Source organism: Dongia deserti (genome assembly GCF_003574735.1).
Lineage (GTDB): Bacteria > Pseudomonadota > Alphaproteobacteria > Dongiales > Dongiaceae > Dongia_A > Dongia_A deserti.
Map to the genome: position 1 here is coordinate 62,708 of NZ_QORW01000012.1, position 24,631 is coordinate 87,338.

The window sequence follows — 24,631 nt, forward strand, 5'->3', positions numbered from 1 at the left end:
CAGCGACCCCCCGCCGGCCGAGAGCTCCCCGTTTGCGCTCGGGAAACTCGCGGTGGCCGCGCGCGCCGAGTGGCTCAACCGCCGCTGGGCGGATGCGCCGACGGAGCGAATTCTGGCAGAGGCGATCGAGCTAGCCTTCGAGGGCCGCATCGCGGTGGTCTCGTCATTTGGTGCGGAGGCCGCCATCCTGTTGCATCTGGTGGCGCAGGTCGACAAATCCACACCGATCCTATTCCTCGAGACCGGCAAGCATTTCCTCGAGACCCTGACCTATCGCGACATCCTGATCGATCGCTTCGGCTTCACCGACGCGCGCTCGCTGGAGCCCGATCCGGCCGATCTCGCGCGGGAAGATACTGCCGGCGATCTGTGGTCCAGGAACCCCGACCGCTGCTGCCACCTGCGCAAGGTCGTTCCGCTCGACAAGGCGCTGCGCGAGTTCGACGCCTGGATCACGGGCCGTAAGCGCTATCAGACAGCGCAGCGTGCCGCGCTGCCGATCGCGGAAGTCTCGGATGGCAAGATCAAGATCAATCCGCTCGCGACCTGGAACGAGGCGCAGATCAATCAGGCCTTCAGGGATTTCCGTCTGCCGCGGCATCCCTTGTTCGACGACGGATACGCCTCGATCGGCTGCGCGCCCTGCACACGGCGCATCCTGGAAGGCGAAGACAGCCGCGCTGGCCGCTGGTCCGGCAGCGAGAAGACCGAGTGCGGCATTCATTTCGGATTTACCGACGGAGAAGGCATATGAGCGACCTCGACGCGCTCGAAAACCAGAGCATCTATATCCTGCGCGAGGCCTATAGCCGCCTGAAGCCGATCGCCATGCTGTGGTCGCTGGGCAAGGATTCCAACGTCATGCTGTGGCTGGCGCGCAAGGCGTTCCTCGGCCACGTCCCCTTCCCGGTCGTGCATGTCGATACGGGAAAGAAGTTCCCGGAGATGTACGCGTTCCGCGAGCGCTTCGCGAAGACGTGGAACCTTAACCTCATCGTGCGCGATTGCCCGCCGGTCGACGAGATCGACCCCAGCCTGCCGCCGGCGGCGCGTTCCGCCGCGCGCAAGACCATCGGCCTCAAGAACGTGCTGGACGAGTTCAAGTTCAAGGGCATCATCGCCGGCATCCGCCGCGACGAGCAAGCCACGCGCGCCAAGGAGCGCGTCTTCTCGCCGCGCGCCGAGAGCGGCGCCTGGAACTTCCGCGACCAGCCGCCGGAATTCTGGGACCACTTCAAGAGCGATCTGCCGGAAGGCGCGCACATGCGCATCCATCCGCTGCTGAGCTGGACCGAGCTCGATATCTGGCGGTACATCGCGCGCGAGCAGATTCCAATCGTCGATCTCTATTACTCGCGCAACGGCAAGCGCTATCGCTCGCTCGGCGACAGCGACATCACCTTCCCGATCGAGTCCAACGCGACGAGCATCAGTGAGATCATCCTGGAGCTCGCGCACACCAAGACATCGGAGCGCGCCGGCCGCGCAATGGACCACGAGCGCGAGGATGCGTTCGAGCGCCTGCGCGCGCAAGGCTATATGTAGGGATCATGGAAATGGACGGGACTGTTCACGCCCTGAAGCAGGTCGAGCCTGCAAGCGCCACCGTCGCCCTTACCGAGCGCTTCCCCTTCGCGATCGTCGGCCATGTCGATCACGGCAAGTCGAGCCTGATCGGCCGCTTGCTGCACGACACCCACTCCCTGCCCGAAGGCAAGTTCGCCGAGCTCAAGGCCGCCTCCGACAAGCGCGGCGGCCAGTTCGAGTGGTCGTTCCTGTTGGATGCGCTGCAGGCCGAGCGTGACCAGGGCATCACCATTGACACCACGCAGATCTTCTTCCACACCGCCAAGCGGCGCTACGTCATCATCGACGCGCCGGGCCACAAGGAGTTCCTGAAGAACGCCATCTCCGGCGTCGCGCAGGCGCAGGCCGCTATCCTGGTCATCGACGCCGCCGAAGGCGTGCGCGAGCAGACGCGCCGTCATGCGCTGATCCTGCAACTGCTCGGCCTCAGGCAGATCGCGGTTGCCGTGAACAAGGTCGACTTGATCGACTTCGATCGGGTGCGCTTCGATGCCATCGCACGCGAGATCACGGAGTATCTGGCACAGCTCAAGCTTTCGCCCACCAACATCGTTCCCGTATCTGCGCGGAATGGCGACAATATCGCCGAGCCCTCGGCGAATATGCCCTGGTATCAGGGTCCGACGATCTTGCAGGCCCTGGATAGCTTCCAGTCCGCACCGGTCGCGACCGATCAGCCGCTGCGCTTGCCGGTGCAGGACGTCTTCAAGTTCGACGAGCGCCGCCTGGTAGTCGGCCGCATCGAGAGCGGCTCCTTGCGCGTCGGCGATCGGCTGGAATTCGCGCCAAGCTTCAAGCAGGCCAAGGTCGCCAGCATCGAAACGTGGAACGCGCCGACGCCGCTCACGGCGCATGCAGGCCAATCCGTCGCCATCACGTTGGACGATGAGCTATTCATTGAGCGTGGCCACGTCGCCGTGCATTCCGATCGGCGCCCGGTCCTGGGCTATCGTGCGAGTCTTCGCATCTTCTGGCTGGACAATCAGCCGCTGAAGGTGGGCCAACGTCTCAAGCTGAAAGTCGCCACTGCCAAGTATGCCGTCGAAGTCGAACGGATCTCCGCCGTGATCGATGTCGAGAAGCTGCAGCCGAGCGAGGCCAGCGAGATCGGCCGCAACGCCATCGCCGAGATCACCGTGCGCAGCCGCGCCTTGATGGCGCTCGACCTCGCTGCCGACATGCAGCGCACCGGCCGCGGCGTGCTACTGCGCGAAGGCGACATCGTGGGCGGTGCCCTCGTCCTGAGCGCTGAAGCCAGCGATGTCGACAAGCGTCTCGTTGGCCCCGATCACCTCGTCACACGCGACGCGCGCGAGGCGGTCAACGGGCATCGTGGTGCGGTGCTATGGCTGACCGGCCTCTCCGGCTCTGGCAAATCCACGCTTGCCATGGGGCTCGAGCGTTTGCTGTTCCAGCGGGGTCGGCAGGCCTTCGTTCTCGATGGCGACCTGCTGCGCCAGGGCGTCACAAGCGATCTCGGCTTCTCGCCCAAGGACCGCGCGGAAAATATTCGCCGCTCGGCCGAGGTGGCGAAGCTGCTGGCCGATGCCGGCCAGGTGGTCATCGTCTCCCTGATCTCGCCCTATGCCGAGGATCGCGACCGCGCCCGCAAGATCATCGGCGAGCGCTTCCACGAGATCTATGTGAAGGCAGATCTCGCAACCTGCGAAAGCCGCGATCCAAAGGGGCTTTACAAGGCCGCCCGCAGCGGCGCGATCAAGAACTTCACCGGCATCGACGCGCCATACGAAGCGCCCCAGCAGCCGGAGCTGGTGATCGACACCACCGCCCAGCCAATGGAACGCAGCCTCGCCGCCCTCACCGCCTATGTCGAGCCGGCGATCGCACTGCAGTTAGTCAAGGACGCCTGGGCCATCTAGTCCGTTCGGGTTACCCGTTACAAACCGTTACAACCCTGCCATGACACGCGCGCGCCGGCATGATACCCATGCCGGCACTACTCTTTCGGGGATTCCCAAGCTCATTGGCAGGATGTCATGACCGACACGTCCATCGTCGCCACGCCTGAAGCCGGCTTCTGGAAGCATGGGCGCTGCTCGTTGTCGTCATTGGCCGGTCCCTGGCCGGAACGCTTATCCGGTGTCCCAGGTGACCAATGCCAAGTAGCTCGATATCTGCATGCGGTTCGCGCCCCACGGTAAAGAATTGTGGACGACGGCGGCCTTGTGGTGGCCGCCGGTAGCAGCAATGAGGCGACCATCGTGTTCACTTCGTTCTTCCCCAAGCCCAAGATATTCTTCCTCTCCGCGGCGCTCTGGACCGGGCTCTGCATGGCCTTCTGGTTCCTGCTCGCCCGCAGCCTCGGCCCGAGCCTGAGCCTCGGAGGGCTGATCGGCTTCGGCTTTCCGGCCGAGCAGCTCGAGGGCGCGGACGAGGCCCAGGCGGCTCTCGTCGCAGCGGCGCGGGAGACCGCGCTCAACGTCTGGCTCTACCAGTACATGATCGTCTGCGGTGTCATCTTCGTCGCTGCCTGGCGCTTGTTCGCACCGCATCGATGGTTCCGCTGGTCGGTCGGCGCCTCCTCGGTGATCATCTTCATCACCTGGTTCCAGGTGCAGCTCGACGTGATGATCAACAACTGGTTCGGCACCTTCTACGACTTGGTGCAGCAGGCGCTGAGCGCGCCGGGCGTGGTGTCGGCGGAGCGCTACTACGGCCAGCTCGCTACCTTCGTCAGCATCGCGCTGGTCTTCGTCACTGTCGCGGTCGTGACCCACTTCCTGGTCAGCCACTACATCTTCCGCTGGCGCACGGCGATGAATGACTACTACGTCGACAACTGGCCCAGGCTGCGCCACATCGAAGGCGCCTCGCAGCGCGTGCAGGAGGACACCATGCGCTTTGCCACGGTGATGGAGAGCCTCGGCGTCCGCCTGATTGATTCGCTGATGACGCTGATCGCCTTCCTGCCGATCCTCTGGGGCCTGTCGGCGCATATTTCGGAAGTGCCGATTCTCGGCGAGATACCGCAGGCGCTGGTGTTCGTCGCTCTGCTCTGGGCGGCTTTCGGCACCACGATCCTGGCCGTCGCCGGCATCCGCCTGCCGGGCCTGGAGTTCCGCAACCAACGCGTCGAGGCCGCCTATCGCAAGGAGCTGGTACTGGGCGAAGACCACGCGGACCGCGCGCAGCCGCCGACGCTTGGCATGCTGTTCAGCGACGTACGGCGCAACTACTTCCGCCTCTACTTCAACTATCTCTACTTCAACGTCTTCCGCTACGGCTATCTGCAGGCCGGTGTACTGGTGCCCTACGTGGCGCTCGGCCCGAGCATTGTGGGCGCGGTGATAACCCTCGGCATCATGCAGCAGACCGTGCGCGCCTTCGGCCGCGTCGAGTCCTCGTTCCAGTACCTGGTCCTGTCGTGGACGACGATCATCGAGCTGATCTCGATCTACAAGCGGCTGCGCGCCTTCGAGGCCACGCTGCATTACGAGCCGCTGGCCAAGATCGAGCACGAGGTGATGCCGGTTCCCGCCAGCGACGTATAGAACAGCGCGCAGTCGCGCCGGCGGCTCAGAGTGCATTGTCAGCATCGCCCATCGGCCGTCCGTCGCGGCCCATCATCGCCGCCGCCTCGCGATCAGGCCGGAGCTTCAGCAAGTGCAGTCGACGAGCCTTGCACCGGCGGAATAGCTGCCATCAGCCCATCCTCTGGCGGTGGGGCCGATGGCGTTGCATACTCGGCCGACACCGAGAATCTGGGGATTGCATGAGCGACAAGGAACTGGTCGATACCCTGCGTACCATCGCCGACAGCCTGAGCCGCATCGCGCCGCCTGCTGCGCGTGACAACGATCTCGGCCGTGCCGATGCGTTCGTGTGGCAGGCCGAGACCGGCTGGCTGGAGCCGGTTGCGACCGTCTCGCGCGTCCACATCAGCCTGCTGCGCGGCATCGACCGTTCCAAGGACATCCTACTGGACAATACCCGCCGCTTCGCCAAGGGCTTCCCCGCCAACAACGCGCTGCTGTGGGGCGCGCGCGGCACCGGCAAGAGCTCGCTCGTGAAGGCGGTGCATGCCGCCATCAACGAGGAGATCACCGACAAGCTGGCGCTGATCGAGATCCATCGCGAAGATCTCACCAGCCTGCCCAAGCTGCTCGGCGTCCTCAGGCCGCAGAAGCGGCGTTGCATCCTGTTCTGCGACGACCTGTCGTTCGATGCCGCCGATGCCAGCTACAAATCCCTGAAGGCGGTGCTGGAAGGCGGGATCGAAGGACGCCCTCCGAATGTTCTGTTCTATGCGACGTCCAACCGCCGCCATCTGATGCCGCGCGAGATGATCGATAACGAACGCTCCACCGCGATCAACCCGTCGGAAGCGGTCGAGGAGAAGGTCTCCTTGAGCGACCGCTTCGGCCTGTGGATCGGCTTCCACAATTGCGACCAGGAAACCTTTTTCGCGATGGTGGAAGGCTATGTCGACGCGATCGGCATCAAGATCGATCGCGCGCAGCTGCGCCGCGAGGCGAACGAATGGTCGGTGACGCGCGGTGCCCGGTCCGGCCGCGTCGCCTGGCAGTTCATCCAGGATCTTGCCGGCCGGCTCGGCTACAAACTGGAACTCTGAGCATCATGACCACTCGCCCCAACGACGAACTCCTCCGCAGGATCCTGACCGAAACCAAGACCATCGCCCTGGTCGGTGCCAGCAACAAGCCGCAGCGGCCGAGCAACGGCGTGATGCGTTTCCTGCAGTCGAGGGGCTACCGCGTCATCCCGGTCAATCCCGGCCTCGCCGGCCAGACGCTGAACGGCGAGCTGGTCTATGCCAGCCTCAGGGACATCCCGCAGGACAAGGTCGGCCGCGTCGACATGGTTGATATCTTTCGCAATTCCGAGGCCGCGGCCAAACCGGCGCTGGAGGCTATCGAGATCGGCGCCAGGTTCGTGTGGATGCAGCTCGACGTGGTGAACGAGCCGGCTGCCGCGAAGGTGCGCGAGGCCGGCCTGGACATCGTCATGGACCATTGTCCCGCCATCGAATATCCGCGGCTGATCGGCGGTCACGCGGAGCATTAATCTCCTTCCTTAAGCCTCTATCCTTGCAGCTTATTGATCCGTGGGCGCAATTTGCTAAAGTGCAATCAAAGAACGGGAGCTGGGGATGGCTATGACAAGGGGACTTCATTCCATTGAAGTGGAGCAGAGGCCGACGGACGCGCAGCGTCATTGGCTGGAGCGCGGCATCAGGCAACCCGGCGGCAAGCTGCCCCTGTTCGACGAATGGGGCCAGCGCGTGCATGAAGGCATGGTCCGCAGCTGCATCGCCCACGGCTGGGCCGAACCCTGGTTCACCAATCCGCTGAAGCCCGACTGGCTGGTGTGCAAGCTGACCGAGCAGGGCCGGCAGCTGGTGGACCGGCACTGAGCCGCTCGCTCTTTCCCGTCATCACCGGGCCGACACGAAGCGTCGACCCGGTGACCCAAGTCTCTTCGAGATACGCACAGGTCAACTTGGATTACCGGGTCGTCGCTTCGCGCCGCCGGCAATGACGCGTGGAGAGGTAGTCAGTCCCTACGCCGTCGGGTTGCCGATGGTGGCGCGGTTGAAGAGGCTGTTGCGCTGGGCGCTCACGTCGTCGTCGCGATCGCGGCCGGTCGGCAGAGACGCCAGCGTCACCAGCATGAAGGGCGAGAGAACGCCGCCGGGATTGGTCTGTCCATAGATCGCACCGTCGCCGACCGCGCCTGCGCCGTGGCTACGCGCTGAGCGCACATCGGCGAACAAGGTTGCACCACCGGCCGAGGTGCCTTCGAGATCGTCATAGGCCGCCATCTCCGTTGTCATGCGACTTTCGAATCGGTCGTAGATCTCCTGCAGCGTGCGCTGCGATCCGTCCGTGCGATAGAACACGGAGCGATTCGCCGCGGCCGCCTTCGGGAACAGGCTCGCTGCGCCCTGGTTCGGATTGCTCTCCATGGCGCGCAGGAAGCTGGTCGCGCCGTTGAGGCCAAGGAAATGCGCGAGATAGAGGTCGATGGGCTCGACCTCACGGCCGAGCTTCGCCTCGAGCCGCTGCTCGTTGTCGGCGGCATGTTCCGCCGCCATCGCGGCCGCAATCACGGGGTCGCGGCGCAGATCCAGGATCTGCTTGCGCAGCGCCTGATCAGCCACGCGCAGCTTGCCGTCTTCGCTGATCTTGATCTTGGATGCCATGTTGCCTAGGCCGTGTTCGGCACCATGCTTGCGCACCACCGAAAGCCAGGTCTGTTCCACGAATTGATAGAGGCCGGCGGCACTCGACGACTTGGCCTTCGCGTCGGGATCGAAGCCGCTTTCCTTGGCCGCCTGTGCCATCAGATAGGCGAAATCCACACCGGTATTGGCGCTGGCCTGCTGGATGCCCTTCAGGACGTCAGCGCGGATGTTGTAGCCATTCGCCTGGGCGCCCAGCCCGATCGTGCTAGCGGCCATGTCAGTCTCCCTTGAGCGGCAGCCGCACGCTGTCACCCGGCAAATATTGCCGGTCGCCAGTGCCCTTTCCGGGCTGGATGGCTGCGAAATGGGCCATCTTCGCGCTTCTCCGCGTTGATCCTAATGGAGATAACGCAAGGCCTATGCCAGGCCGATAAGCTGGGTTAGCCGGGACGATAACGCCGGAGACCTTGAGGGCGATCATCTCCCCGCCCAGCATGACGTAGTCGTTCCAGGTGACGGAGAGACTGGCGCCGACGATCTTCTCCGCCATGGCCCCGCTGGTGGGATCGTTGAGATAATACTTGGTCGACCCGTCCGAGCTCACCTGCTTCAGCCGCGCATGCTCGCTGTCATAGGTGAAGGCGACGCTGTTCGTGCCCTGGGTGATCTCGCTCACCATGTCGAAGCTGGTCCAGCTGACGGTGCGGCCCCGGCCCGTCAGCATGTTGCCGTTGGCATCGTAGGTGTAGCTGGCCGTCACCGTGCCGGTGGCGCCGGGTGTGATGCTGGCGACCGCATGCACGCGCGCGGGATCGTAGCTGTAGGTGCCGACGTCCGACTTGGCGGTGATGTTGCCGATCGCGTCGTAGTCGACGGTCTTGGTGAGATTGAGCGGAGGCTGGGATTGCTGGTGACCGCCTGGGTCAGGCGGTTGAGGTCGTCATAGCTCAGCGTGTCGGTGGTCTGCGTGACCGCATCGACGCGCTGGGTCAGGTTGCCCAGCGTATTGAACGTGAAGCCGAGGTTCTGAACCGCGTTGCCCGAACCGGCCTGGATGGTCGCGATGCGGCCGGTGTCGAGATTATAGCTCTAGCGAAGCAGCCTATGGCCACGATTTGATCGATTACACAGCTTCGCACGACGAGATATACAAGTCTCTACACCTGAAAGAGATCACCGAATGCTCGAAATCGCCTATTTCCCAGTTTTGCCTGTCCCATCCTTTCTCCGATATGTCCTGGATGTAGAGTCCCATTACTTGAGTCAACCCGCCACCAAAATCCTTGACCTTGAGCCCAATCACATTCTCGAACCGGATGGAAACTCGGTATTGCATGGTACTTTTGTCCGTCAAGAGGACGATATCGAGATCGTAGCGCGTGCTTTCGACGTCAGCTGCAAAGAACGCAAGCTTTTCAACTATTTTGAAAGCACTTGGAGAAAACCGACCAAGTTTCGCAGACACTTTTTCAGAGCCGCGTATTTCGGACATTTCTAAAACTCCCCTGGCGTTACTGTCTCTTTGCCTTTCGGACCGTACCCAGGCCCATATTCCCTCTTGTGGGTATGGGGAACGTCATGGTCTTGCGGGTATCCGTGATCAGTATAATCCGTTCGGTACCTCTGTCGTCCATACTCGTCATACTGGACCCGTGATTCTTCGAGCTTACCGGTCTTTGGATTGTACGAGTTGGTGGCGCCGTGGAGCTCACCTGCGTGAGGCGCGCATGCTCGCTGTCATAGGTGGAGGCGACGCTGGTCGTGCCCTGGGCGATCTCGCTCACCATGTCGAAGCTGGTCCAGCTAACTGTGCGGCCGCGGCCCGTCAGCATGTTGCCGTTGGCGTCGTAGGTGTAGCTGGCCGTCACGGTGCCGGTCGCGCCGGGCGCGATGCTGGCGACCGCATGCACGCGCATCGGATCGTAGCTGTAGGTGCCGACATCCGACTTGGCGCTGATGTTGCCGATCGCGTCGTAGGTGATGGTCTTGGTGAGATTGAGCGGCAGGCTGGGATTGCTGGTGACCGCCTGGGTCAGGCGGTTGAGCCCGTCATAACTGAGCGTGTCGGTGGTCTGGGTGACCGCCTCGAGGCGCTGGGTCACTATGAGCTGGCGCTGCTGTAGTTCCGGATCGCGAGATTCCACAGCCAAGTCGCGCCACAGAACACGAACGTCGCGAAGGCAAGCGCGCCCAGCCCCCATTCCCAACTGAGCCGCCCCGTAGCAGCCTGTGCAGGCACGTTGGTGACGAAGGCCACCGGCAGCACGAAGGTGAAGAGCAGCCTGGCCCACGGCGGATAGGCCGCCACCGGGAAGCTGCCGGCGGTCGAGTGTAGCCAGATCATGCTCGCGACCTCTTCGATGCGCGTGAACCAGAACGCGAGCGTGGAGAGCGCAAGGTACAGGCTGTAGATGATGACGACCGAGGCGACCAGGAATATCGCAAGCAGCAGGATATTGAACGATGTCACGGATCCGACGCGATGCATGCCGACCCCGATCACGGTGAGTCCGATGACAAGCCCGGTGAGCTCCATCACCTGCAGATGGCGGAACGTGACGAGGAACTGGGAGGCCACTGGCTTGATCAGCAGCACGTCGAATTCGCCGCGCTGAACATAGGTCGTTATCTTGCTGAGGCTCGGGTAGAACCAGATCTCCACCACGAACTCGATGGTGGTCACGATGCCGACCAGCACCAGCACCTGGTCGAAGCTCCACCCGCCGATCGACGGGACCTGCCGGAACATCGCCCACAGCAGCATCACCGACGTGCCTGTGGAGAGGATATTGGCAAGCGTGCGGCCGAAGACACCGGAGCGATATTCGAGCTGGATCTGCACCGTCGCGCGGATGAACAGCAGGATGAGCTTCAAATGCCGCTTCATGCGCCCGCCGCCGAGTATTGCCTCAAAGCCTTACGCCAACCCCACGTGAAGAGCGCGCCAAGCACGGCGATCCAAAACAGCTGGATGCCGAAGCCGGCCAGCACATCAAAGCCTTCGATGCGGCCGATCATGACGCGCACCGGAAAATCCAGCACATAGGGAAATGGCGTCCAGGCGAGAATGCTTTGCACGGCCTCCGGGAACAGTTCGACCGGCACCACCACGCCGCCCAGCATGATGTAGAGTTGATAGATCACCGTGTCGTAGCCAAGTGCGTTGTCGGACCAGAACGCGATCAACCCGACCGTCATATGGACTGTGAAATTGATCAACCAGGCCATCATGAGCCCCAGTACGAAAGCCGGCAGATGGGCAAGCAGCGACCAGGACCAGGCATCGGCGATGGTGAGGCCGACGGCGACGATCGGCAGAATGATGGGAAGGCGGCACAGCAACTCGCCCCAATGCTCGCTGGCATAGTGCCAGACGGGATGCATGGGACGGAGCAGATAGGGCGTGAGCTCGCCGTTCTTCACGCCGCGGTCCATCAGGTAGATCACCCAGGTCGGCGTCGATTGCCGCGCCAGGAACATGAACAGGAAATATTGCGCGAAGGTGGTCGCATCGTAGCCGCCGATCGGCCCGCCCTTGGCCAGCTGCAGCCAGATCAGCATCATGATCAGCGGCACCGTGCCGTTGATCATCCACAGCACCGACTGGGCACGGTATTGCAGCGAGATGCCGTAATTCAGCGCCAGCAAGGCACGGATGGCACGAAAGCTCGGCATTACTTGGCCGCCTCCGCCATCGGCTTGCGCTGGAACAGGCGGCCCAGCACTTCCTCGATCGGCATGTCCTCGATCGCGATGTCGGCAACCGGCACGTCGTTGAGGATGCGCGCTGCGATCTCCGCCACATTGCCGCGCGGCGCCAGCAGCTCCGCCGTCAGCCCCTCGATCATGCGCACCGGCGCGAACACCGCCAGCCGCTCCGGCGAAACCGGCTGCGCGAGCTGCAGCTTCAGCACTTTGTTCGGCGCCCGCTCAGCCACCAGGGCGCTGAGGTTGCCGTCGAACGCCAGGCGCCCGCCATCGATCACCAGCACACGTTCCGCCAGCGCCTCGACATCCGCCATGTAGTGCGAGGTGAGGATGACCGCAGCACCAGTACGCCTGTTGTAGTCGGCGACGAACGTGCGCACGGCCTGCTGCATGTTGACATCGAGGCCGATGGTCGGCTCGTCCAGGAACAGGATCTTCGGTCCGTGTAGCAGCGCCCCCGCCAGCTCGCACTTCATGCGCTCGCCGAGCGAAAGCTTGCGCACCGGCTTCTTGAGCACCGGCTGCAATTCCAGCATATCCGTCAGCTCGCCAACGCGCTGCCGGAAATCCTGGTCGGGCACGTCGTAGATCGCCTGATTGACCAGGAAGGAATCGCCCGGCGTCATATCCCAGGCCAGCTGCTGCTTCTGGCCCATGACCATGGTGATGCTCTTGAGAAACTCCGCCTTGCGCTCGTGCGGCGTAAAGCCAAGCACGCTGGCGCGCCCCGATGTCGGATAGAGCAGCCCTGATAGCACTTTCAGCGTTGTGGTCTTGCCGGCACCATTGGGCCCGAGGAAGCCGACGATCTCGCCTTGCGCGATCTCGAAGCTCACGTCCTTGACTGCCGGCACGATCTGGTATTTCCGTCGCACGAACGAACGCAAGGAACCGGCAAGCCCGGGCTCCTTCTGATGGACCTGATAGTCCTTGCATAAATGATCGACGTGGATGATCGGCATGAAACGAGGGGACCAGCAATTGGCCCAAAATTCAAGCTGCGTGGGAATTGTGCGCGGCACTGGGCTCGCTATGATGCGTACCTTCCTTTCTCACCATCACGAAAATCAGGAGTGAAGAATGACGATTAAGCGTTTCGGCGATGCGACGATGATTGCCGACATGGTCGTGCATAACGGCATCGCGTATCTGGCGGGGCAGGTTGCGGAAGACCCGGTCCCCTCCTCCGTCTATGAGCAGACGAAGAACATCCTGAAGCAGATCGACGATCTGCTCGCGCAAGCCAATTCGGACAAGACTCGCATCTTGAAAACCAACATCTGGCTCACCGACATCTCCACTTTCGCCGAGATGAATAAGGCCTGGGGCGAGTGGATCCCGAAGGGTCAGGCCCCGGCCCGCGCGACCGTCGAGGCGAAGCTCGCCGGCCCGCAATGGAAGGTCGAGATCATGGTGACCGCCGCCTGCAAGTAGCCGCCGTGAGCGTTGGGCGCCGCATAAGGGCGCCCAACAAACGCCTTGACGAGACGCCAGAACCAAAATAGAACATCATCCTGTGTTTGTGATTTGTTCTATCGCAATCCCTGGTGACCCGGCCTCCCAACAGGCGCGGACGGCGCCGGAAAGCAGGCGGGAAATGAGGATGTCATGCTGACACGCAAGCAGCGCGAATTGCTCAAATTCATCCAGGAGAGATTAGGGGAAACCGGGATTTCCCCGTCCTTTGACGAGATGAAGGAGGCCCTGGGCCTCAAGTCCAAGTCGGGCGTGCACCGGCTGATCACCGGCCTGGAAGAGCGAGGATTCATCAAGCGCCTGCCTCACCGCGCCCGGGCCTTGGACGTGGTCCGCTTGCCGGAGGATCAGACGGTGAAGGCGGTCCAGGTGGCCAGCCGTACCGCCGTGGGCGAGGAGCGGCGCGCAGCCCTCAATGTCATTCGCGGCGATTTCACGCCGTCCCTGCCGGGTGCGGTGGTGGCGGCGCAGCCCAGCAGCGCCTTGCAGCTTCCGCTCTACGGCAAGATCGCAGCCGGCACGCCGATCGAGGCGTTGCGCGACAATTCAAACTCCGTGGACGTGCCGGCCACCATGCTGGGCCGAGGCGAGCACTACGCCCTGACGGTCGAGGGCGATTCGATGGTCGACGCTGGGATCCAAGAAGGCGACACCGTGGTCATCGAGCGCTGCGAGACGGCGGAGAACGGCACCATCGTGGTGGCCCTCATCGACAACAGCGAAGTCACGCTGAAGCGCCTGCGGCGCAAGGGTGACTCGATTGCGCTCGAGCCGGCGAACCCCGCGCACAAGACTCGCATCTTCGGTCCCGATCGCGTGCGCATCCAGGGCCGTCTGGTCGGCTTGATGCGGCGCTACTGATCCGTTCCCACGTCGTCGGCCGAGAGTCGGGGCGACGCCCAGGGACGGTCGCCGATCGACGCCGCCGCATCGACAATCGTTATCGCGCCATCCGCGAGATAGATCGCGTGCGCGCCACGCGCAACCAGATCGGCCTGGTCGATACTGCCATCCGGACAACCGACAGCGACTGCGCGCGGCACGACTGAAAGCTGCGGTGCGCTGCAGTCCGCTGGCACGTCGGACAGAATCACGCGCACACGGCCAGCATAGTCACAGACGCCGTGGTCGCAACGCAGCCAATCTTCCGAACCATGCAGATCGCCGATGTCGTCGAAGCGGATCTGCCCGTTGCGGCGCAGCCAGGTGTCGCGCACTAGACGCTCGGCGCGATTGGAGCTCAACATGAGGTCGCCGTTTGGGGCACGAAAGGCCACCAGCTTGCCGCTTGGCGAGATCAGGATGTCCGGCCGCGGCACCATCCAAGCCGAGGCGATCGCCGCTGCAACTGGTATGGCACCGAGCGCTCGCCAGCGACCGCGTGCCATGCCGAGCCACAACAGGCCGACTGCCACAACCGGCAGCGCAAGGCTGGGCATCGCTGGCAGGACTGCAATCGCGCCTGGCCAGCCGGCAACCCAGTGCGCCACCCACAACAGCAGTTCGCATCCCCATCCCATCACCTGCAACGGCCAATTCTCCAAGCCGAATGGCATAAGCAGCAGTGAGAGCGCTGCTGAGGGCATGACCCAGAACGCCGTCAGCGGCACTGCGTTGGCGTTCGCGAACACGCCATAAATCGACAACCGATCGAAATGGAACAACGCGAACGGCAAGGTAGCGAGGCCTGCGACGAAGCTGGTGACGACGGTCGCCGCGAGCCACAGCATCGTATTGCCGACCACCGCAAACAGCTTCGCATCCCAGCTCGCTCCCTCGCCCCATTTCTGGCGCCGCGAAGCAAGCCACGGCCCCAGTCGATCGAACACCACGACCAGCGCGAACACGGCCGCGAACGACATCTGGAAGCTGGCGCCGAGCAATGTCTCGGGCTGGAACATAAGGATGAAAGCGGCCGCCCAGGCGACGAGCTGCAGCGAGATCGGCGAGCGATCGAGCATGATGGCGGTCAGCGCGATCCCCGACATCAGCAGCGATCGCTGAGTTGGCGGCGTCCAGCCGGCAAGTGCCGCATAGAGCGCGGCTGCCAGGATAGCGAGGGCGGCAGCCCATTTCTTGACCGGATAGCGCAACGCAATCCACGGAATGAAGGCGAGCGCGAAGCGCAGCCCGAAGAAGAACAACCCAGCTGCGATACCGATATGCAGCCCGGAGATCGACATCAGGTGCGCCAGACCGGAATCGCGCATGGCATTGATGTCGGCGGCGCGCAAGGCCGTCTGATCCCCGACGGTCAACGCAATGGCAGTGGCGCCGGCTCCATCCGGCAACTGGCTACGGATCCGCTGTGCGATGGCCGCGCGCGTCGCACTGATCCAATCGGCGACGGCCGTGGTGATTCCGGCGAACCCGGTTTCATCCGGCTGCTTGATGACCTTCAAGCGCCCGAATCCAAATCCGGTCGCACCCAGATCGCCGAAGAAGGCCTGCCTGCGAAAGTTGAAGGCACCGGGCTCGGCAGGGCCTGCGGGCGCGCTGAGGCTGGCAACGCCACCGACCTTCTGGCCGATGCGGAGTTCCGGCTGGGCAACCACTGTCTTGATCCGCATGCGAAGCGGCGTTGCTTCGCGCGGCAGGTCCTTGATGTCGACCTCCCGCAACGTCACGCGCTGTCCGGCCGGCAGCAGTTCGATCTGATCGACGATGCCGACGAACAGGGCGCGCTCCATCGGCGCCGGCAGCATGCGCCCCTCGAACTGCGCGGTTCGCATCTGCCCAGCCAGGAACCCCGCTGCCATCGCTGTCAGCAGGATGCAGGCAGCAAGCACAGTGTCGTGTCGCCTTAGCAGCCAGCCGGCGGCCGCACCCGCCGCGAGCGCCACAAGCCCGACCCAGATCGGCGGCTCCGCCGGCAAGGCGAAATAGAGCGCGACGCCCGCGCCAAATGCGGTGGCCAGCCAAACTGGCCAGAGGCGGCGCTGCTCCAGGAACAGGCTTTCAATCCACTGGCTCAGGTCAGGGCTCCCCCGCTCGCTCGTTACACGTGATAGCTGTATCAGACCAGTGCGGTACTGTCAGTTGCCAAGGACCCGCCCTCTGGCTAAGAACCCCGGAGCGCGCCTGGACCGGCGCAGAAAACACCATTGGATTGCGACCGAATGACTGTCGTCACCCGCTTTGCCCCCTCGCCCACCGGGTTCCTCCATATCGGAGGTGCCCGCACGGCCTTGTTCAACTGGCTTTTTGCCCGCCACCATGGCGGCGTCTTCCGCCTGCGGATCGAGGACACCGACCGGCAGCGCTCCACCAAGGAGGCCATCGACGCGATCATCGACGGGTTGAAGTGGCTCGGCCTTGATTGGGACGACGAGACGGTCTTCCAGTTCGCCCGCGCGCCGCGTCACGCCCAAGTCGCGCTCGAGATGCTGAAGCAAGGCAAGGCCTACTACTGCTACACCACGCCAGAAGAACTGGAGCAGATGCGCGAAGCCGCACGCGCCGCTGGCAAGCCGATGCGCTATGACGGCCGCTGGCGCGACCGCGACCCAAAAGATGCCCCGCCGGGCGTGAAGCCCGTTATTCGCTTGAAGGCGCCAACCAGTGGCGAGACCGTCGTGCACGACAAGGTGCAGGGCGAGGTACGCGTCTCCAACGAGCAGCTTGATGACATGATCCTGCTGCGCAGCGATGGCAACCCAACCTACATGCACTCGGTGGTGGTCGACGATCACGACATGGGCATCACCCATGTGATCCGTGGGGACGATCACCTGACCAACACGTTCCGGCAGTTGCAGATCTACCAGGCAATGGGCTGGGAGCCGCCGAGCTTTGCTCATATTCCGCTGATCCATGGGCCGGACGGCGCGAAGCTCTCCAAGCGCCACGGCGCGCTCGGGGTCGAGGCCTATCGCGACATGGGCTATCTGCCGGAAGCCTTGCGCAACTACCTGCTAAGGCTGGGGTGGGGCCACGGTGATGATGAGATCATCTCGACTGAGCAGGCGGTCCAGTGGTTCGATCTGGACGGTTGCGGCCGTGCCCCGTCCCGCTTCGATTTCGCCAAGCTCGACAATCTGAACGGCCATTATCTGCGGCAGGCCGACGATGCGCGCCTAGTCCAGGAGGTCGCACTGCGGCTGGGCGTCACGGGCGATGCGACGACCGAGGAGCGCCTGACGATCGGGATGCCGGGACTCAAGGCACGCGCCAAGACGCTCAAGGAACTCGCTGACAACGCACGATTCTATACGTTGAAGCGCCCGCTGGCGCCGGACGACAAGGCGCGGGCACAGTTGACCGCCGAGGCGTCAAAGGTGCTGAAGGAATTGCGTGGCGTGGTGGCGGGGTCCCAAAGCTGGAGCGGCGCCGATCTCGAGGCGGCGGCGCGGGGATTTGCCAAGGCCAAGGGGATCAAACTTGGCCAGATCGCCCAGCCGCTCCGCGCCGCCTTGACGGGTGCTACGACCTCTCCACCGATCTTCGAGGTCATGCAGGTTCTGGGGCGCGAGGAAACGCTGGGCCGCATCGACGATGTGCTTGCGGGCAGCTGATCGCCTCAGCCATGCTGCAAGGCAAAATAGGTCATCGCAGCTTCACGGTATCGGTGCTACGGTAACTATTAACCTTTCCAGGGCCCTCGACGGATCAGGATAACACCATGGCAAAAAACAAAATTTCAGCAAAGCGCAAATCGAAGAAGGGCGGTTCCGCCGCCCTGCAGGCCATGAAGCCGAAGATCAAGGTCGCGGATTCGAAGATCAAGCCGCAGCCGCCGACAGCCCATGCCAAGGTCACGGTGAAGGACGGCCGCGACGGCAAGACGTGGGATCTGCCGGTCTTGAAAGGCACGCTCGGCCCCGACGTGATGGACGTCCGCAAGCTTTACACCGAACACGGACTGTTCACCTACGACCCTGGCTATGGCTCGACCGGCTCGACCCAGTCCGCCATCACCTACATCGATGGCGAGGCGGGCGTCCTGATGCATCGGGGTTACCGCATCGAAGAGCTGGCAGCCTATTCGGATTTCATGGAGGTCTGCTACCTGCTGCTCGAGGGCGAACTGCCGACCGCGGAGCAGAAAGCCAAGTTTGAGCGGAACATCACCTATCACACCATGCTGCACGAGCAGATCACCCGCTTCTTCAGCGGGTTCCGGCGCGACGCGCATCCGATGGCGGTGATGGTGAGCGTGGTGGGAGCGCTCTCGGCCTTCTATCATGACAGCACCGACATCCACGATCCGCACCAGCGCATAATCTCCGCGCACCGCCTGATCGCAAAAGTGCCGACGATCGCGGCCATGGCTTACAAGTATTCCGTCGGCCAGCCATTCATCTATCCGCGCAACCACCTCTCCTATGCCGAGAACTTCCTCTACATGCACTTCGCGGTGCCGGCGGAGGATTACGAGATCAACCCCGTCGTCGCGAAGGCGATGGACAAGATCTTCATCCTGCACGCCGATCACGAACAGAACGCCTCGACCTCGACCGTGCGCATCGCCGGGTCGAGCGGCGCCAATCCGTTCGCCTGCATCGCGGCCGGCATCGCCAGCCTGTGGGGCCCGGCGCACGGCGGCGCCAATGAAGCCGTGCTCGCCATGTTGCACCAGATCGGCAGCAAGGACCGCATCCCGGAATACATCAAGCGCGCGAAGTCGAAGGACGACAATTTCCGCCTGATGGGCTTCGGCCATCGGGTCTACAAGAATTACGACCCGCGTGCCGCAGTGATGCGCCAGAGCTGCCATGAGGTGCTGGATGCCCTCGGCAAGCGTGACGAGCCGCTGCTCGAGCTCGCGATGGAGCTGGAGCGCATCGCGCTGGAAGACGACTACTTCGTCTCCCACAAGCTGTTCCCGAACGTCGATTTCTATTCCGGCATTATCCTGCAGGCGATCGGCTTCCCGACCTCGATGTTCACCGTGCTGTTCGCCGTTGCGCGCACCGTCGGCTGGGTGGCGCAGTGGAAGGAGATGATCGAAGATCCTACGCAGCGCATCGGCCGTCCGCGGCAGCTCTATACCGGATATGGCGAACGGCCGTACCTGCCGATCGAGAAGCGGAAGTAGCGAGACATGCCAGCCTACCGTTCACGGACCACGACCCACGGCCGCAACATGGCCGGCGCGCGCGGCCTATGGCGCGCCACCGGCATGAAGGACGACGATTTCGGCAAGCCCATCATCGCCGTGGTGAACTCGTTCACCCAGTTCGTGCCTGGCCATGTCCATCTGAAGGATCTCGGCCAACTGGTTGCGCGCGAGATCGAAGCGGCCGGCGGCGTGGCGAAGGAGTTCAATACGATCGCGGTCGATGACGGGATAGCGATGGGCCATGACGGCATGCTCTACAGCCTGCCCTCGCGGGAGCTCATCGCTGACAGCGTCGAATACATGGTGAACGCGCATTGCGCCGATGCCATGGTCTGCATCTCGAATTGCGATAAGATCACGCCGGGCATGCTGATGGCGGCGTTGCGTATCAACATCCCGGTCGTATTCGTCTCCGGCGGCCCGATGGAAGCCGGCAAGGTCAATCTCAAGGACAAGGTAGTGGCGCTTGACCTGGTCGATGCCATGGTCGCTGCCGCTGACGACAAGTATTCGGATGCCGAAGTCGCGACCATCGAGCGGTCCGCCTGCCCCACCTGCGGCTCCTGCTCCGGCATGTTCACCGCCAATTCGATGAACTGCCTGACCGAAGCGCTGGGCCTCTCGCTGCCGGGCAACGGTTCGGTGCTGGCTACGCATGCCGATCGCAAGGGCCTGTTCCTGGAGGCCGGGCGTCTGATCGTCGACATCACGCGCCGGTACTACGAGGAGAATGACGCCAGCGTGCTGCCGCGGAGCATCGCCAGCTTCGCAGCGTTCGAGAATGCCATGAGCCTCGACATTGCGATGGGCGGTTCCACCAACACGGTGTTGCATCTGCTTGCCGCCGCTCATGAAGCGGGTGTCGACTTCACCATGAGCGACATCGACCGGCTGTCGCGCAAGGTGCCCTGCCTCTGCAAGGTGGCACCCGCCAAGTCCGACGTGCATATGGAGGACGTGCACCGCGCCGGCGGCATCATGGCGATTCTCGGCGAACTCGATCGGGCCGGCTTGCTGCATCCCGACATGCCGACCGTGCACAGCAAGACCCTCCGCGATGCGCTGAAGCGCTGGGATATCCGTCAGTCCAACAGCACGAGCGTACAGCAGTTCTATCTGGCGGCACCAGGTGGCGTGCCGACGCAAACGGCCTTCAGCCAGGACCAGCGCTGGAAGGAACTCGATCTCGACCGCGCCAGTGGCGTGATCCGTGATGCCGAGCACGCCTTCTCGCGCGAGGGCGGCCTTGCGGTCCTCAAGGGCAACCTCGCGCTCGATGGCTGCATCGTGAAGACCGCCGGCGTCGACGAGAGCATCCACGTCTTTGCGGGTCCGGCACGCGTATTTGAGAGCCAGGATGACGCTGTTTCCGGCATCCTGCTTGGACAGGTGAAGAGCGGCGAGGTCGTGGTGATCCGCTACGAAGGCCCGCGTGGTGGGCCCGGCATGCAGGAGATGCTCTATCCGACCAGCTATCTGAAATCGAAAGGCCTGGGCAAGGCCTGCGCCTTGATCACGGACGGCCGATTCTCCGGCGGCACTTCCGGCCTATCGATCGGCCACGTCTCGCCGGAAGCGGCGGAAGGCGGCTTGATCGCCCTGGTCGAGGATGGCGACCGGATCGAGATCGACATCCCCAACCGCGCGATCAAGCTCGCGGTCTCCGACGCCGTGCTGGCGGAACGCTGCAAAGCCATGGAAGCGCGCGGCACCGCTGCCTGGAAGCCCGCAACGCGCAAGCGGAACGTCTCGCCGGCGCTGAAGGCCTACGCCGCCTTCACGACCAGTGCCGCGCGTGGCGCGGTGCGAGATGTGGAGCAGCTCGCCTCTTCGAAGCGGCCAAACTGATCCAGGCTGCTGCTCGATCCGCACCCTACCAGATCAGCATCACCGAACCGGCGCGCCCAGGCGGAAACGGTCGTGCAACACGCAGACGCTGGCAAGGAACATCAATGTCTGATCGTTGGCGACGCGGCCGCCGTCGTCCATCTCGTCAATTCGATCCAGAATCTCGATGACCTTGGCCCGGTCAAGGAATGGGATCGAAGCGAGCGTCGGGCCGCGCAGCGTGTCCTGAACGAATGCGTTCAGCCGCCCCTGGGGATCGAGGCTCGCCGGCGGTGCGAGGAACGGGTGCTTCTGCCGGCGATAGATCGTGTCGGTGATAGTATCGCGGGCAGCTTCGCGCAGGACGTATTTCTCCGTCATGCCGCGTATCTTCTGATTGACCGGCTGCGAGCGGATCACCTCCACGACGTGATGATCAAGAAACGGTACCCGCCCTTCGATCGAATGTCCCATCTCCATGCGGTCGCCTAGCATGGTCAGGACGTATTGAGGCAGCGCGGTTTTCGACCATAGATACAGCGACTGATGCACCGGCTCACGGCCAGACAGCTGGCGCAGCACATCAATCTCGCTCAAAAGCAGCCGATATCCCTGACGGTGGTCCACAGCGGCGAGGCAGTCCTTGGCCAGCACGCTGCGCAGCTTGATCGCCCGGGATGAAAAGGTCTCCATCCAGGACGGGACGAATCCAAGAATCCGCCTGACGTCATCCAGAGACCCTCGTTCGCCATCCGGCAACAGCAAGCCGCGTGACACGGGGTTGAGCGTTTCCAGCTCCTCGAGAAGCTTCGCAACGACCTTCGGGTCCTGACCGGCCCGGTTGTAGAGCAGCATGTCGCGCCTGAAATGGGCATAGCCGCCGAGGATCTCGTCCGATCCCTCTCCCGTCAGGACAACCTTGTATCCGGCGTCCCGCACGGCGCGGCTCAACAGGTATTTGGCGACGCCGTGCGCGTTGACGCACAAGGTCTCCGACTGCGCGATGGCGTCGGCGAAGTTGTCCGCCAAGTCGTCTTGCCGAATTGGAATTGGATAGAACTCCGCGCCGACTCTTGCGGCCATCTCCCTTGCCTGCGCTTCTTCATCGTATTCCGCGCGATCGAAGGTGAGCGTGAACGCCCGGATCGGATCGGAATGATGGCGTGCTGCCAGGCCAAGGACCGAGCAGGAATCCAGGCCACCGCTCAGATAGCAGCCCACCGGAACATCGGCACGCAGGCGAATCCGAACCGCCTCTTCCAGCACCGCGCGAAACTCGGCCTTGTATTCTTCGTCGGAACGCCGAGTTCCGTCTCTATCCGCGACGGGATAGTCAAAATCCCAGTACCGGTTGACCTGCAGATGCGCATCCGTTGCGATGAGGTAATGGCCGGGCGGCACCTGGAAGACCCCGTCGAACAGGGTTCGCGCCTGGTAGCCGCCTAGCTCTACCATCGGGTAGAAGTTGTCGGGGTCCCATCGGGCCGGTACCCCCGCGGCAAACAGCGCCTTCACTTCCGAGGCCAGATAGAGCGTGTTCTGGTGGATTGCATAGAACAGCGGCTTGATGCCGAAGCGATCGCGCGCCGCGAACAGCAGACGGTTCGCCGCATCCCAAATGACAAACGCGAACTCGCCGCGCAGCCGATGCAGGCACTGCGGACCGAGATCTTCGTAGAGATGCAAGGCAATCTCGCTATCGGAGCGCGTCCTTAAGCGGTGCCCTGCAGCTTCCAGCTCGGTTCGAATCGCCTCGTAGCCGTAAAATTCGCCATTGGCGACGATCCAGCTCTGGTTATCCTCGCTGGCAATCGGCTGATCGCCGATCGTCAAGTCGATAATGCTCAGCCTGGCATGTCCGAGGGCGACGCGCCGATCCGCGCTGATCCAATGGCGCTGTCCATCGGGACCTCGATGTCGAAGGCACTGAACGGCCCTTTGAACGGTCTCGATACCGACTGGGGTCCGGCGTGAGAAGAGCGCAACTATCCCGCACATCAGCATATCCTTCGAGTACAGTCTTGCAATCAGAGCCGGGCGGCAAATTGCGAACGCCGCCGGTTCTTTCAAGATCACGCAAGATCGGGAATGGTCCGTTGATGGCCGATATCGTATCGACGTGATCCTCTCGATAGCGCCGATCTAACGAACCGGCCATGGATCTGCTGTGAAGGGCTTCACAAGGGTCGCGGTCGCCACAGAATCATCACAGCGCAATCGCGCTCTGCGGCCCATTGCGCTGAAGGTCTACGCCCTCCTTCGCGGCGGCGCCGCTGCGGCGCGGATCCATATGTCGAGCAGGTCGAGGAAGAGATCGAGCTAGGTACACTAGCTCGCCTTCTTCTCGATCAGCTCGATCTTGTAGCCGTCGGGGTCCTCGATGAAGGCGATGACGGAGCCGCCATGCTTCATCGGTCCGGGCGGGCGCGGGATCTTGATGCCGTCCTTCGCCAGGCGCTCGCAGGTGCCGTAGATGTCGGGCACGCCGATGGCGAGGTGGCCGAAAGCGGTGCCGAGCTGATACGGCTCCTTCTGGCCCCAATTGTGGGTGAGTTCGATGACAGCGTTCGATTCTTCGTCGCCGTAGCCGACGAATGCCAGCGTGAACTCGCCGCTTGGATAGTCCTTGCGGCGCAGCAGCTTCATGCCGAGCTTGTTGGTATAGAAATCGATCGACTTCTCCAGGTCGAACACCCGGATCATCGTGTGCAGCAACTGGCCTGATGAGTGTGCGTTCATCTCCAGCTCCTTCGTGAGTCCTATACGTCGCGGATCATGGCCGCGAAATCGGCTTCAGCCACCACCTGCTCGCCCACCTTGGCTACGCCGTTGAATTTCCAGACTGGTCCGCGATGGCGGTCCTTTTTCACTTCGAGCCGCAGCTGGTCGCCGGGCACCACCGGCCGGCGAAAGCGGGCGCTGTCGACGCTCATGAAATAGACCAGCTTGCCGTGAAAAGCTTCGCCCAGCGTGTGGACGACCAGCACGGCAGCGGTCTGCGCCATCGCCTCGATGATGAGGACGCCGGGCAACACCGGGTCGCTCGGGAAATGGCCCTGGAATATCCCCTCGTTCATCGAGACGTTCTTGATGCCGACGCAGCCCTTATCGGCGACCGCATTTTCGACGCGGTCGATCATCAGGAACGGATAGCGGTGGGGAATCATCTTCATGACGCCCTTGGCGTCAATGTCGAGTCCCTTCTCCGATGGCGCTTCGCTCATGATCGTTGTGCCTCGATCAGATGCTGACTTTCGGCAACTTGGTGTCGAGGCCCTTCTGGACCTCCGTAGTGATATCCCAGTTCTCTGCCGCCAGGACGACCAGCGACTTGTTGATGATCAAAGTCAGACCCCGCTTCTCAGCAATGTCGCGGATCACGATGTCCAGCGTCTTCGAGATCTGCTCGAGACCCTTGTTGCGCGCCAGCTCCAGCTCCTTGCGTTTGGCGCTCGCGCTCTTGCGCAGCGCGTCAAACTCCTTCTCGAGCTGGGCAAGCTTGGCCTGGAAGTCGGCCGGCGGCAGCGAGCTGCGCTGTTGCTCCAGCTGCTGGCGCTTGGCGCGCAATCCCTGCTCCGTCTTGCCGATCTCCGCGTTGATCGCCTTGCTTTTCGCAAGCAGCGCCTGCTCCAGCGATTGACCGGCCTTGGATCTCTTGAGGATCGTCTGGAGGTCCAGCGTTCCAACCACCAGGGGCACATCCTTTGCGGCTGCGGTCTGTGCAATGGCGGAATGAACAGGAACGGCGATACCGCCGCCAATTGTCGCGGTCGCAACAATCAAGGCGATGATCCAGGTTCTCATCG

The 24,631-nt window shown here is 63.0% G+C and carries 23 protein-coding genes and 1 pseudogene; 12 read left to right on the plus strand and 12 right to left on the minus strand.

Annotation, left to right across the window (positions count from 1 at the left end; genetic code table 11):
- Positions 1 to 52 precede the first annotated feature (52 nt).
- The 7 genes from DTX69_RS19145 (at position 53) to DTX69_RS19175 (ending at position 6,982) form a co-directional block, all read left to right on the plus strand.
- On the plus strand, positions 53 to 754 hold the full coding sequence (locus tag DTX69_RS19145; protein WP_284735921.1) for a phosphoadenylyl-sulfate reductase: 702 nt from the start codon (positions 53 to 55) through the stop codon (positions 752 to 754).
- Positions 751 to 1,545: a sulfate adenylyltransferase subunit CysD gene (gene cysD, locus DTX69_RS19150; protein ID WP_119303164.1), complete on the plus strand. Its 795-nt coding sequence runs from the start codon at positions 751 to 753 to the stop codon at positions 1,543 to 1,545. Before DTX69_RS19145 ends, cysD begins: the two co-directional genes overlap by 4 nt.
- An 11-nt stretch (positions 1,546 to 1,556) precedes the next feature.
- On the plus strand, positions 1,557 to 3,467 hold the full coding sequence (gene cysC, locus DTX69_RS19155; protein WP_119303272.1) for an adenylyl-sulfate kinase: 1,911 nt from the start codon (positions 1,557 to 1,559) through the stop codon (positions 3,465 to 3,467).
- A 309-nt stretch (positions 3,468 to 3,776) separates the two neighbouring features.
- A complete protein-coding gene (gene sbmA, locus DTX69_RS19160; RefSeq protein ID WP_284735922.1) occupies positions 3,777 to 5,099 on the plus strand; it encodes a peptide antibiotic transporter SbmA in 1,323 nt (440 codons plus the stop codon).
- 221 nt (positions 5,100 to 5,320) lie between these two features.
- Entirely contained in the window at positions 5,321 to 6,181 is an 861-nt protein-coding gene (locus DTX69_RS19165) for an ATP-binding protein (protein WP_119303165.1), read from the plus strand.
- 5 nt (positions 6,182 to 6,186) lie between these two features.
- A complete protein-coding gene (locus DTX69_RS19170) occupies positions 6,187 to 6,633 on the plus strand; it encodes a CoA-binding protein (protein ID WP_119303166.1) in 447 nt (148 codons plus the stop codon).
- An 85-nt stretch (positions 6,634 to 6,718) separates the two neighbouring features.
- Positions 6,719 to 6,982 carry a hypothetical protein gene (locus DTX69_RS19175; RefSeq protein ID WP_322090900.1) on the plus strand — a complete coding sequence of 88 codons (264 nt, stop codon included), beginning with the start codon at positions 6,719 to 6,721 and terminating at the stop codon, positions 6,980 to 6,982.
- A 147-nt stretch (positions 6,983 to 7,129) separates the two neighbouring features.
- On the opposite strand, the gene DTX69_RS19180 is transcribed toward DTX69_RS19175, so the two are convergent.
- The 7 genes and pseudogenes from DTX69_RS19180 to DTX69_RS31050 form a co-directional block, all read right to left on the minus strand.
- Complete coding sequence (locus DTX69_RS19180; RefSeq protein ID WP_119303168.1) at positions 7,130 to 8,029, minus strand: transglycosylase SLT domain-containing protein; 900 nt, start codon at positions 8,027 to 8,029, stop codon at positions 7,130 to 7,132.
- A 1-nt stretch (position 8,030) separates the two neighbouring features.
- Entirely contained in the window at positions 8,031 to 8,555 is a 525-nt protein-coding gene (locus DTX69_RS19185; RefSeq protein WP_119303169.1) for a hypothetical protein, read from the minus strand.
- 321 nt (positions 8,556 to 8,876) lie between these two features.
- On the minus strand, positions 8,877 to 9,245 hold the full coding sequence (locus tag DTX69_RS19195; RefSeq protein WP_119303170.1) for a hypothetical protein: 369 nt from the start codon (positions 9,243 to 9,245) through the stop codon (positions 8,877 to 8,879).
- Between the two features lie 19 nt (positions 9,246 to 9,264).
- Complete coding sequence (locus DTX69_RS19200) at positions 9,265 to 9,855, minus strand: hypothetical protein (protein ID WP_119303171.1); 591 nt, start codon at positions 9,853 to 9,855, stop codon at positions 9,265 to 9,267.
- Complete coding sequence (locus DTX69_RS19205; protein ID WP_119303172.1) at positions 9,855 to 10,640, minus strand: ABC transporter permease; 786 nt, start codon at positions 10,638 to 10,640, stop codon at positions 9,855 to 9,857. The genes DTX69_RS19200 and DTX69_RS19205 overlap by 1 nt, the downstream gene beginning before the upstream one ends.
- Positions 10,637 to 11,428, minus strand: a complete 792-nt coding sequence (locus DTX69_RS19210) for an ABC transporter permease (RefSeq protein WP_119303173.1) — start codon at positions 11,426 to 11,428, stop codon at positions 10,637 to 10,639. The genes DTX69_RS19205 and DTX69_RS19210 overlap by 4 nt, the downstream gene beginning before the upstream one ends.
- Before the next feature lie 362 nt (positions 11,429 to 11,790).
- Positions 11,791 to 12,423, minus strand: a pseudogene (locus DTX69_RS31050) (ABC transporter ATP-binding protein); the annotation flags it as partial.
- A gap of 118 nt (positions 12,424 to 12,541) precedes the next feature.
- Here DTX69_RS31050 and DTX69_RS19220 point away from each other — a divergent pair.
- A complete protein-coding gene (locus tag DTX69_RS19220; protein WP_119303175.1) occupies positions 12,542 to 12,895 on the plus strand; it encodes a RidA family protein in 354 nt (117 codons plus the stop codon).
- 174 nt (positions 12,896 to 13,069) lie between these two features.
- Entirely contained in the window at positions 13,070 to 13,798 is a 729-nt protein-coding gene (locus DTX69_RS19225; protein ID WP_119303176.1) for a LexA family protein, read from the plus strand.
- Here DTX69_RS19225 and DTX69_RS19230 read toward each other — a convergent pair.
- Positions 13,792 to 15,813, minus strand: coding sequence for a ComEC/Rec2 family competence protein (locus DTX69_RS19230; protein ID WP_119303177.1), 2,022 nt, complete (start codon positions 15,811 to 15,813; stop codon positions 13,792 to 13,794). The genes DTX69_RS19225 and DTX69_RS19230 overlap by 7 nt on opposite strands.
- Before the next feature lie 243 nt (positions 15,814 to 16,056).
- Between DTX69_RS19230 and gltX the strand changes: the two genes are divergently transcribed.
- From gltX to ilvD, 3 genes are all read left to right on the plus strand, one after another.
- Positions 16,057 to 17,451 carry a glutamate--tRNA ligase gene (gene gltX, locus DTX69_RS19235; protein WP_119303178.1) on the plus strand — a complete coding sequence of 465 codons (1,395 nt, stop codon included), beginning with the start codon at positions 16,057 to 16,059 and terminating at the stop codon, positions 17,449 to 17,451.
- 107 nt (positions 17,452 to 17,558) lie between these two features.
- The gene (gltA, locus tag DTX69_RS19240) at positions 17,559 to 18,974 is read left to right on the plus strand and encodes a citrate synthase (RefSeq protein ID WP_284735923.1); all 1,416 of its coding nucleotides are present in this window, start codon (positions 17,559 to 17,561) and stop codon (positions 18,972 to 18,974) included.
- 6 nt (positions 18,975 to 18,980) lie between these two features.
- On the plus strand, positions 18,981 to 20,846 hold the full coding sequence (gene ilvD / locus DTX69_RS19245; RefSeq protein ID WP_119303179.1) for a dihydroxy-acid dehydratase: 1,866 nt from the start codon (positions 18,981 to 18,983) through the stop codon (positions 20,844 to 20,846).
- A 39-nt stretch (positions 20,847 to 20,885) separates the two neighbouring features.
- Here the strand turns inward: ilvD and asnB are convergent, their stop codons facing one another.
- The 4 genes from asnB to DTX69_RS19265 all read right to left on the minus strand — a co-directional run bounded on the left by asnB (position 20,886) and on the right by DTX69_RS19265 (position 24,629).
- On the minus strand, positions 20,886 to 22,829 hold the full coding sequence (asnB, locus tag DTX69_RS19250; RefSeq protein WP_322090901.1) for an asparagine synthase (glutamine-hydrolyzing): 1,944 nt from the start codon (positions 22,827 to 22,829) through the stop codon (positions 20,886 to 20,888).
- A 324-nt stretch (positions 22,830 to 23,153) separates the two neighbouring features.
- On the minus strand, positions 23,154 to 23,564 hold the full coding sequence (gene gloA / locus DTX69_RS19255) for a lactoylglutathione lyase (RefSeq protein ID WP_119303180.1): 411 nt from the start codon (positions 23,562 to 23,564) through the stop codon (positions 23,154 to 23,156).
- A gap of 20 nt (positions 23,565 to 23,584) precedes the next feature.
- Positions 23,585 to 24,049: a 3-hydroxyacyl-ACP dehydratase FabZ gene (gene fabZ / locus DTX69_RS19260; protein ID WP_119303181.1), complete on the minus strand. Its 465-nt coding sequence runs from the start codon at positions 24,047 to 24,049 to the stop codon at positions 23,585 to 23,587.
- A 16-nt stretch (positions 24,050 to 24,065) separates the two neighbouring features.
- Positions 24,066 to 24,629 (minus strand): OmpH family outer membrane protein, encoded by a 564-nt coding sequence (locus DTX69_RS19265; protein ID WP_119303182.1) that lies wholly within the window; start codon positions 24,627 to 24,629, stop codon positions 24,066 to 24,068.
- Positions 24,630 to 24,631: the final 2 nt, after the last annotated feature.

Bases quoted from the DNA above. Each gene is read 5' to 3' on its own strand.
- DTX69_RS19165 (WP_119303165.1), top strand. From the start codon at position 5,321: ATGAGCGACAAGGAACTGGTCGATACCCTGCGTACCATCGCCGACAGC.
- ilvD (WP_119303179.1), top strand. From the start codon at position 18,981: ATGCCAGCCTACCGTTCACGGACCACGACCCACGGCCGCAACATGGCC.
- DTX69_RS19210 (WP_119303173.1), bottom strand. From the start codon at position 11,428: ATGCCGAGCTTTCGTGCCATCCGTGCCTTGCTGGCGCTGAATTACGGC.
- gloA (WP_119303180.1), bottom strand. From the start codon at position 23,564: ATGAACGCACACTCATCAGGCCAGTTGCTGCACACGATGATCCGGGTG.
- DTX69_RS19225 (WP_119303176.1), top strand. From the start codon at position 13,070: ATGCTGACACGCAAGCAGCGCGAATTGCTCAAATTCATCCAGGAGAGA.
- DTX69_RS19205 (WP_119303172.1), bottom strand. From the start codon at position 10,640: ATGAAGCGGCATTTGAAGCTCATCCTGCTGTTCATCCGCGCGACGGTG.
- cysC (WP_119303272.1), top strand. From the start codon at position 1,557: ATGGACGGGACTGTTCACGCCCTGAAGCAGGTCGAGCCTGCAAGCGCC.
- gltX (WP_119303178.1), top strand. From the start codon at position 16,057: ATGACTGTCGTCACCCGCTTTGCCCCCTCGCCCACCGGGTTCCTCCAT.
- asnB (WP_322090901.1), bottom strand. From the start codon at position 22,829: ATGCTGATGTGCGGGATAGTTGCGCTCTTCTCACGCCGGACCCCAGTC.
- gltA (WP_284735923.1), top strand. From the start codon at position 17,559: ATGGCAAAAAACAAAATTTCAGCAAAGCGCAAATCGAAGAAGGGCGGT.
- DTX69_RS19175 (WP_322090900.1), top strand. From the start codon at position 6,719: ATGGCTATGACAAGGGGACTTCATTCCATTGAAGTGGAGCAGAGGCCG.
- cysD (WP_119303164.1), top strand. From the start codon at position 751: ATGAGCGACCTCGACGCGCTCGAAAACCAGAGCATCTATATCCTGCGC.
- fabZ (WP_119303181.1), bottom strand. From the start codon at position 24,049: ATGAGCGAAGCGCCATCGGAGAAGGGACTCGACATTGACGCCAAGGGC.
- DTX69_RS19265 (WP_119303182.1), bottom strand. From the start codon at position 24,629: ATGAGAACCTGGATCATCGCCTTGATTGTTGCGACCGCGACAATTGGC.
- DTX69_RS19220 (WP_119303175.1), top strand. From the start codon at position 12,542: ATGACGATTAAGCGTTTCGGCGATGCGACGATGATTGCCGACATGGTC.
- DTX69_RS19180 (WP_119303168.1), bottom strand. From the start codon at position 8,029: ATGGCCGCTAGCACGATCGGGCTGGGCGCCCAGGCGAATGGCTACAAC.
- DTX69_RS19195 (WP_119303170.1), bottom strand. From the start codon at position 9,245: ATGTCCGAAATACGCGGCTCTGAAAAAGTGTCTGCGAAACTTGGTCGG.
- DTX69_RS19170 (WP_119303166.1), top strand. From the start codon at position 6,187: ATGACCACTCGCCCCAACGACGAACTCCTCCGCAGGATCCTGACCGAA.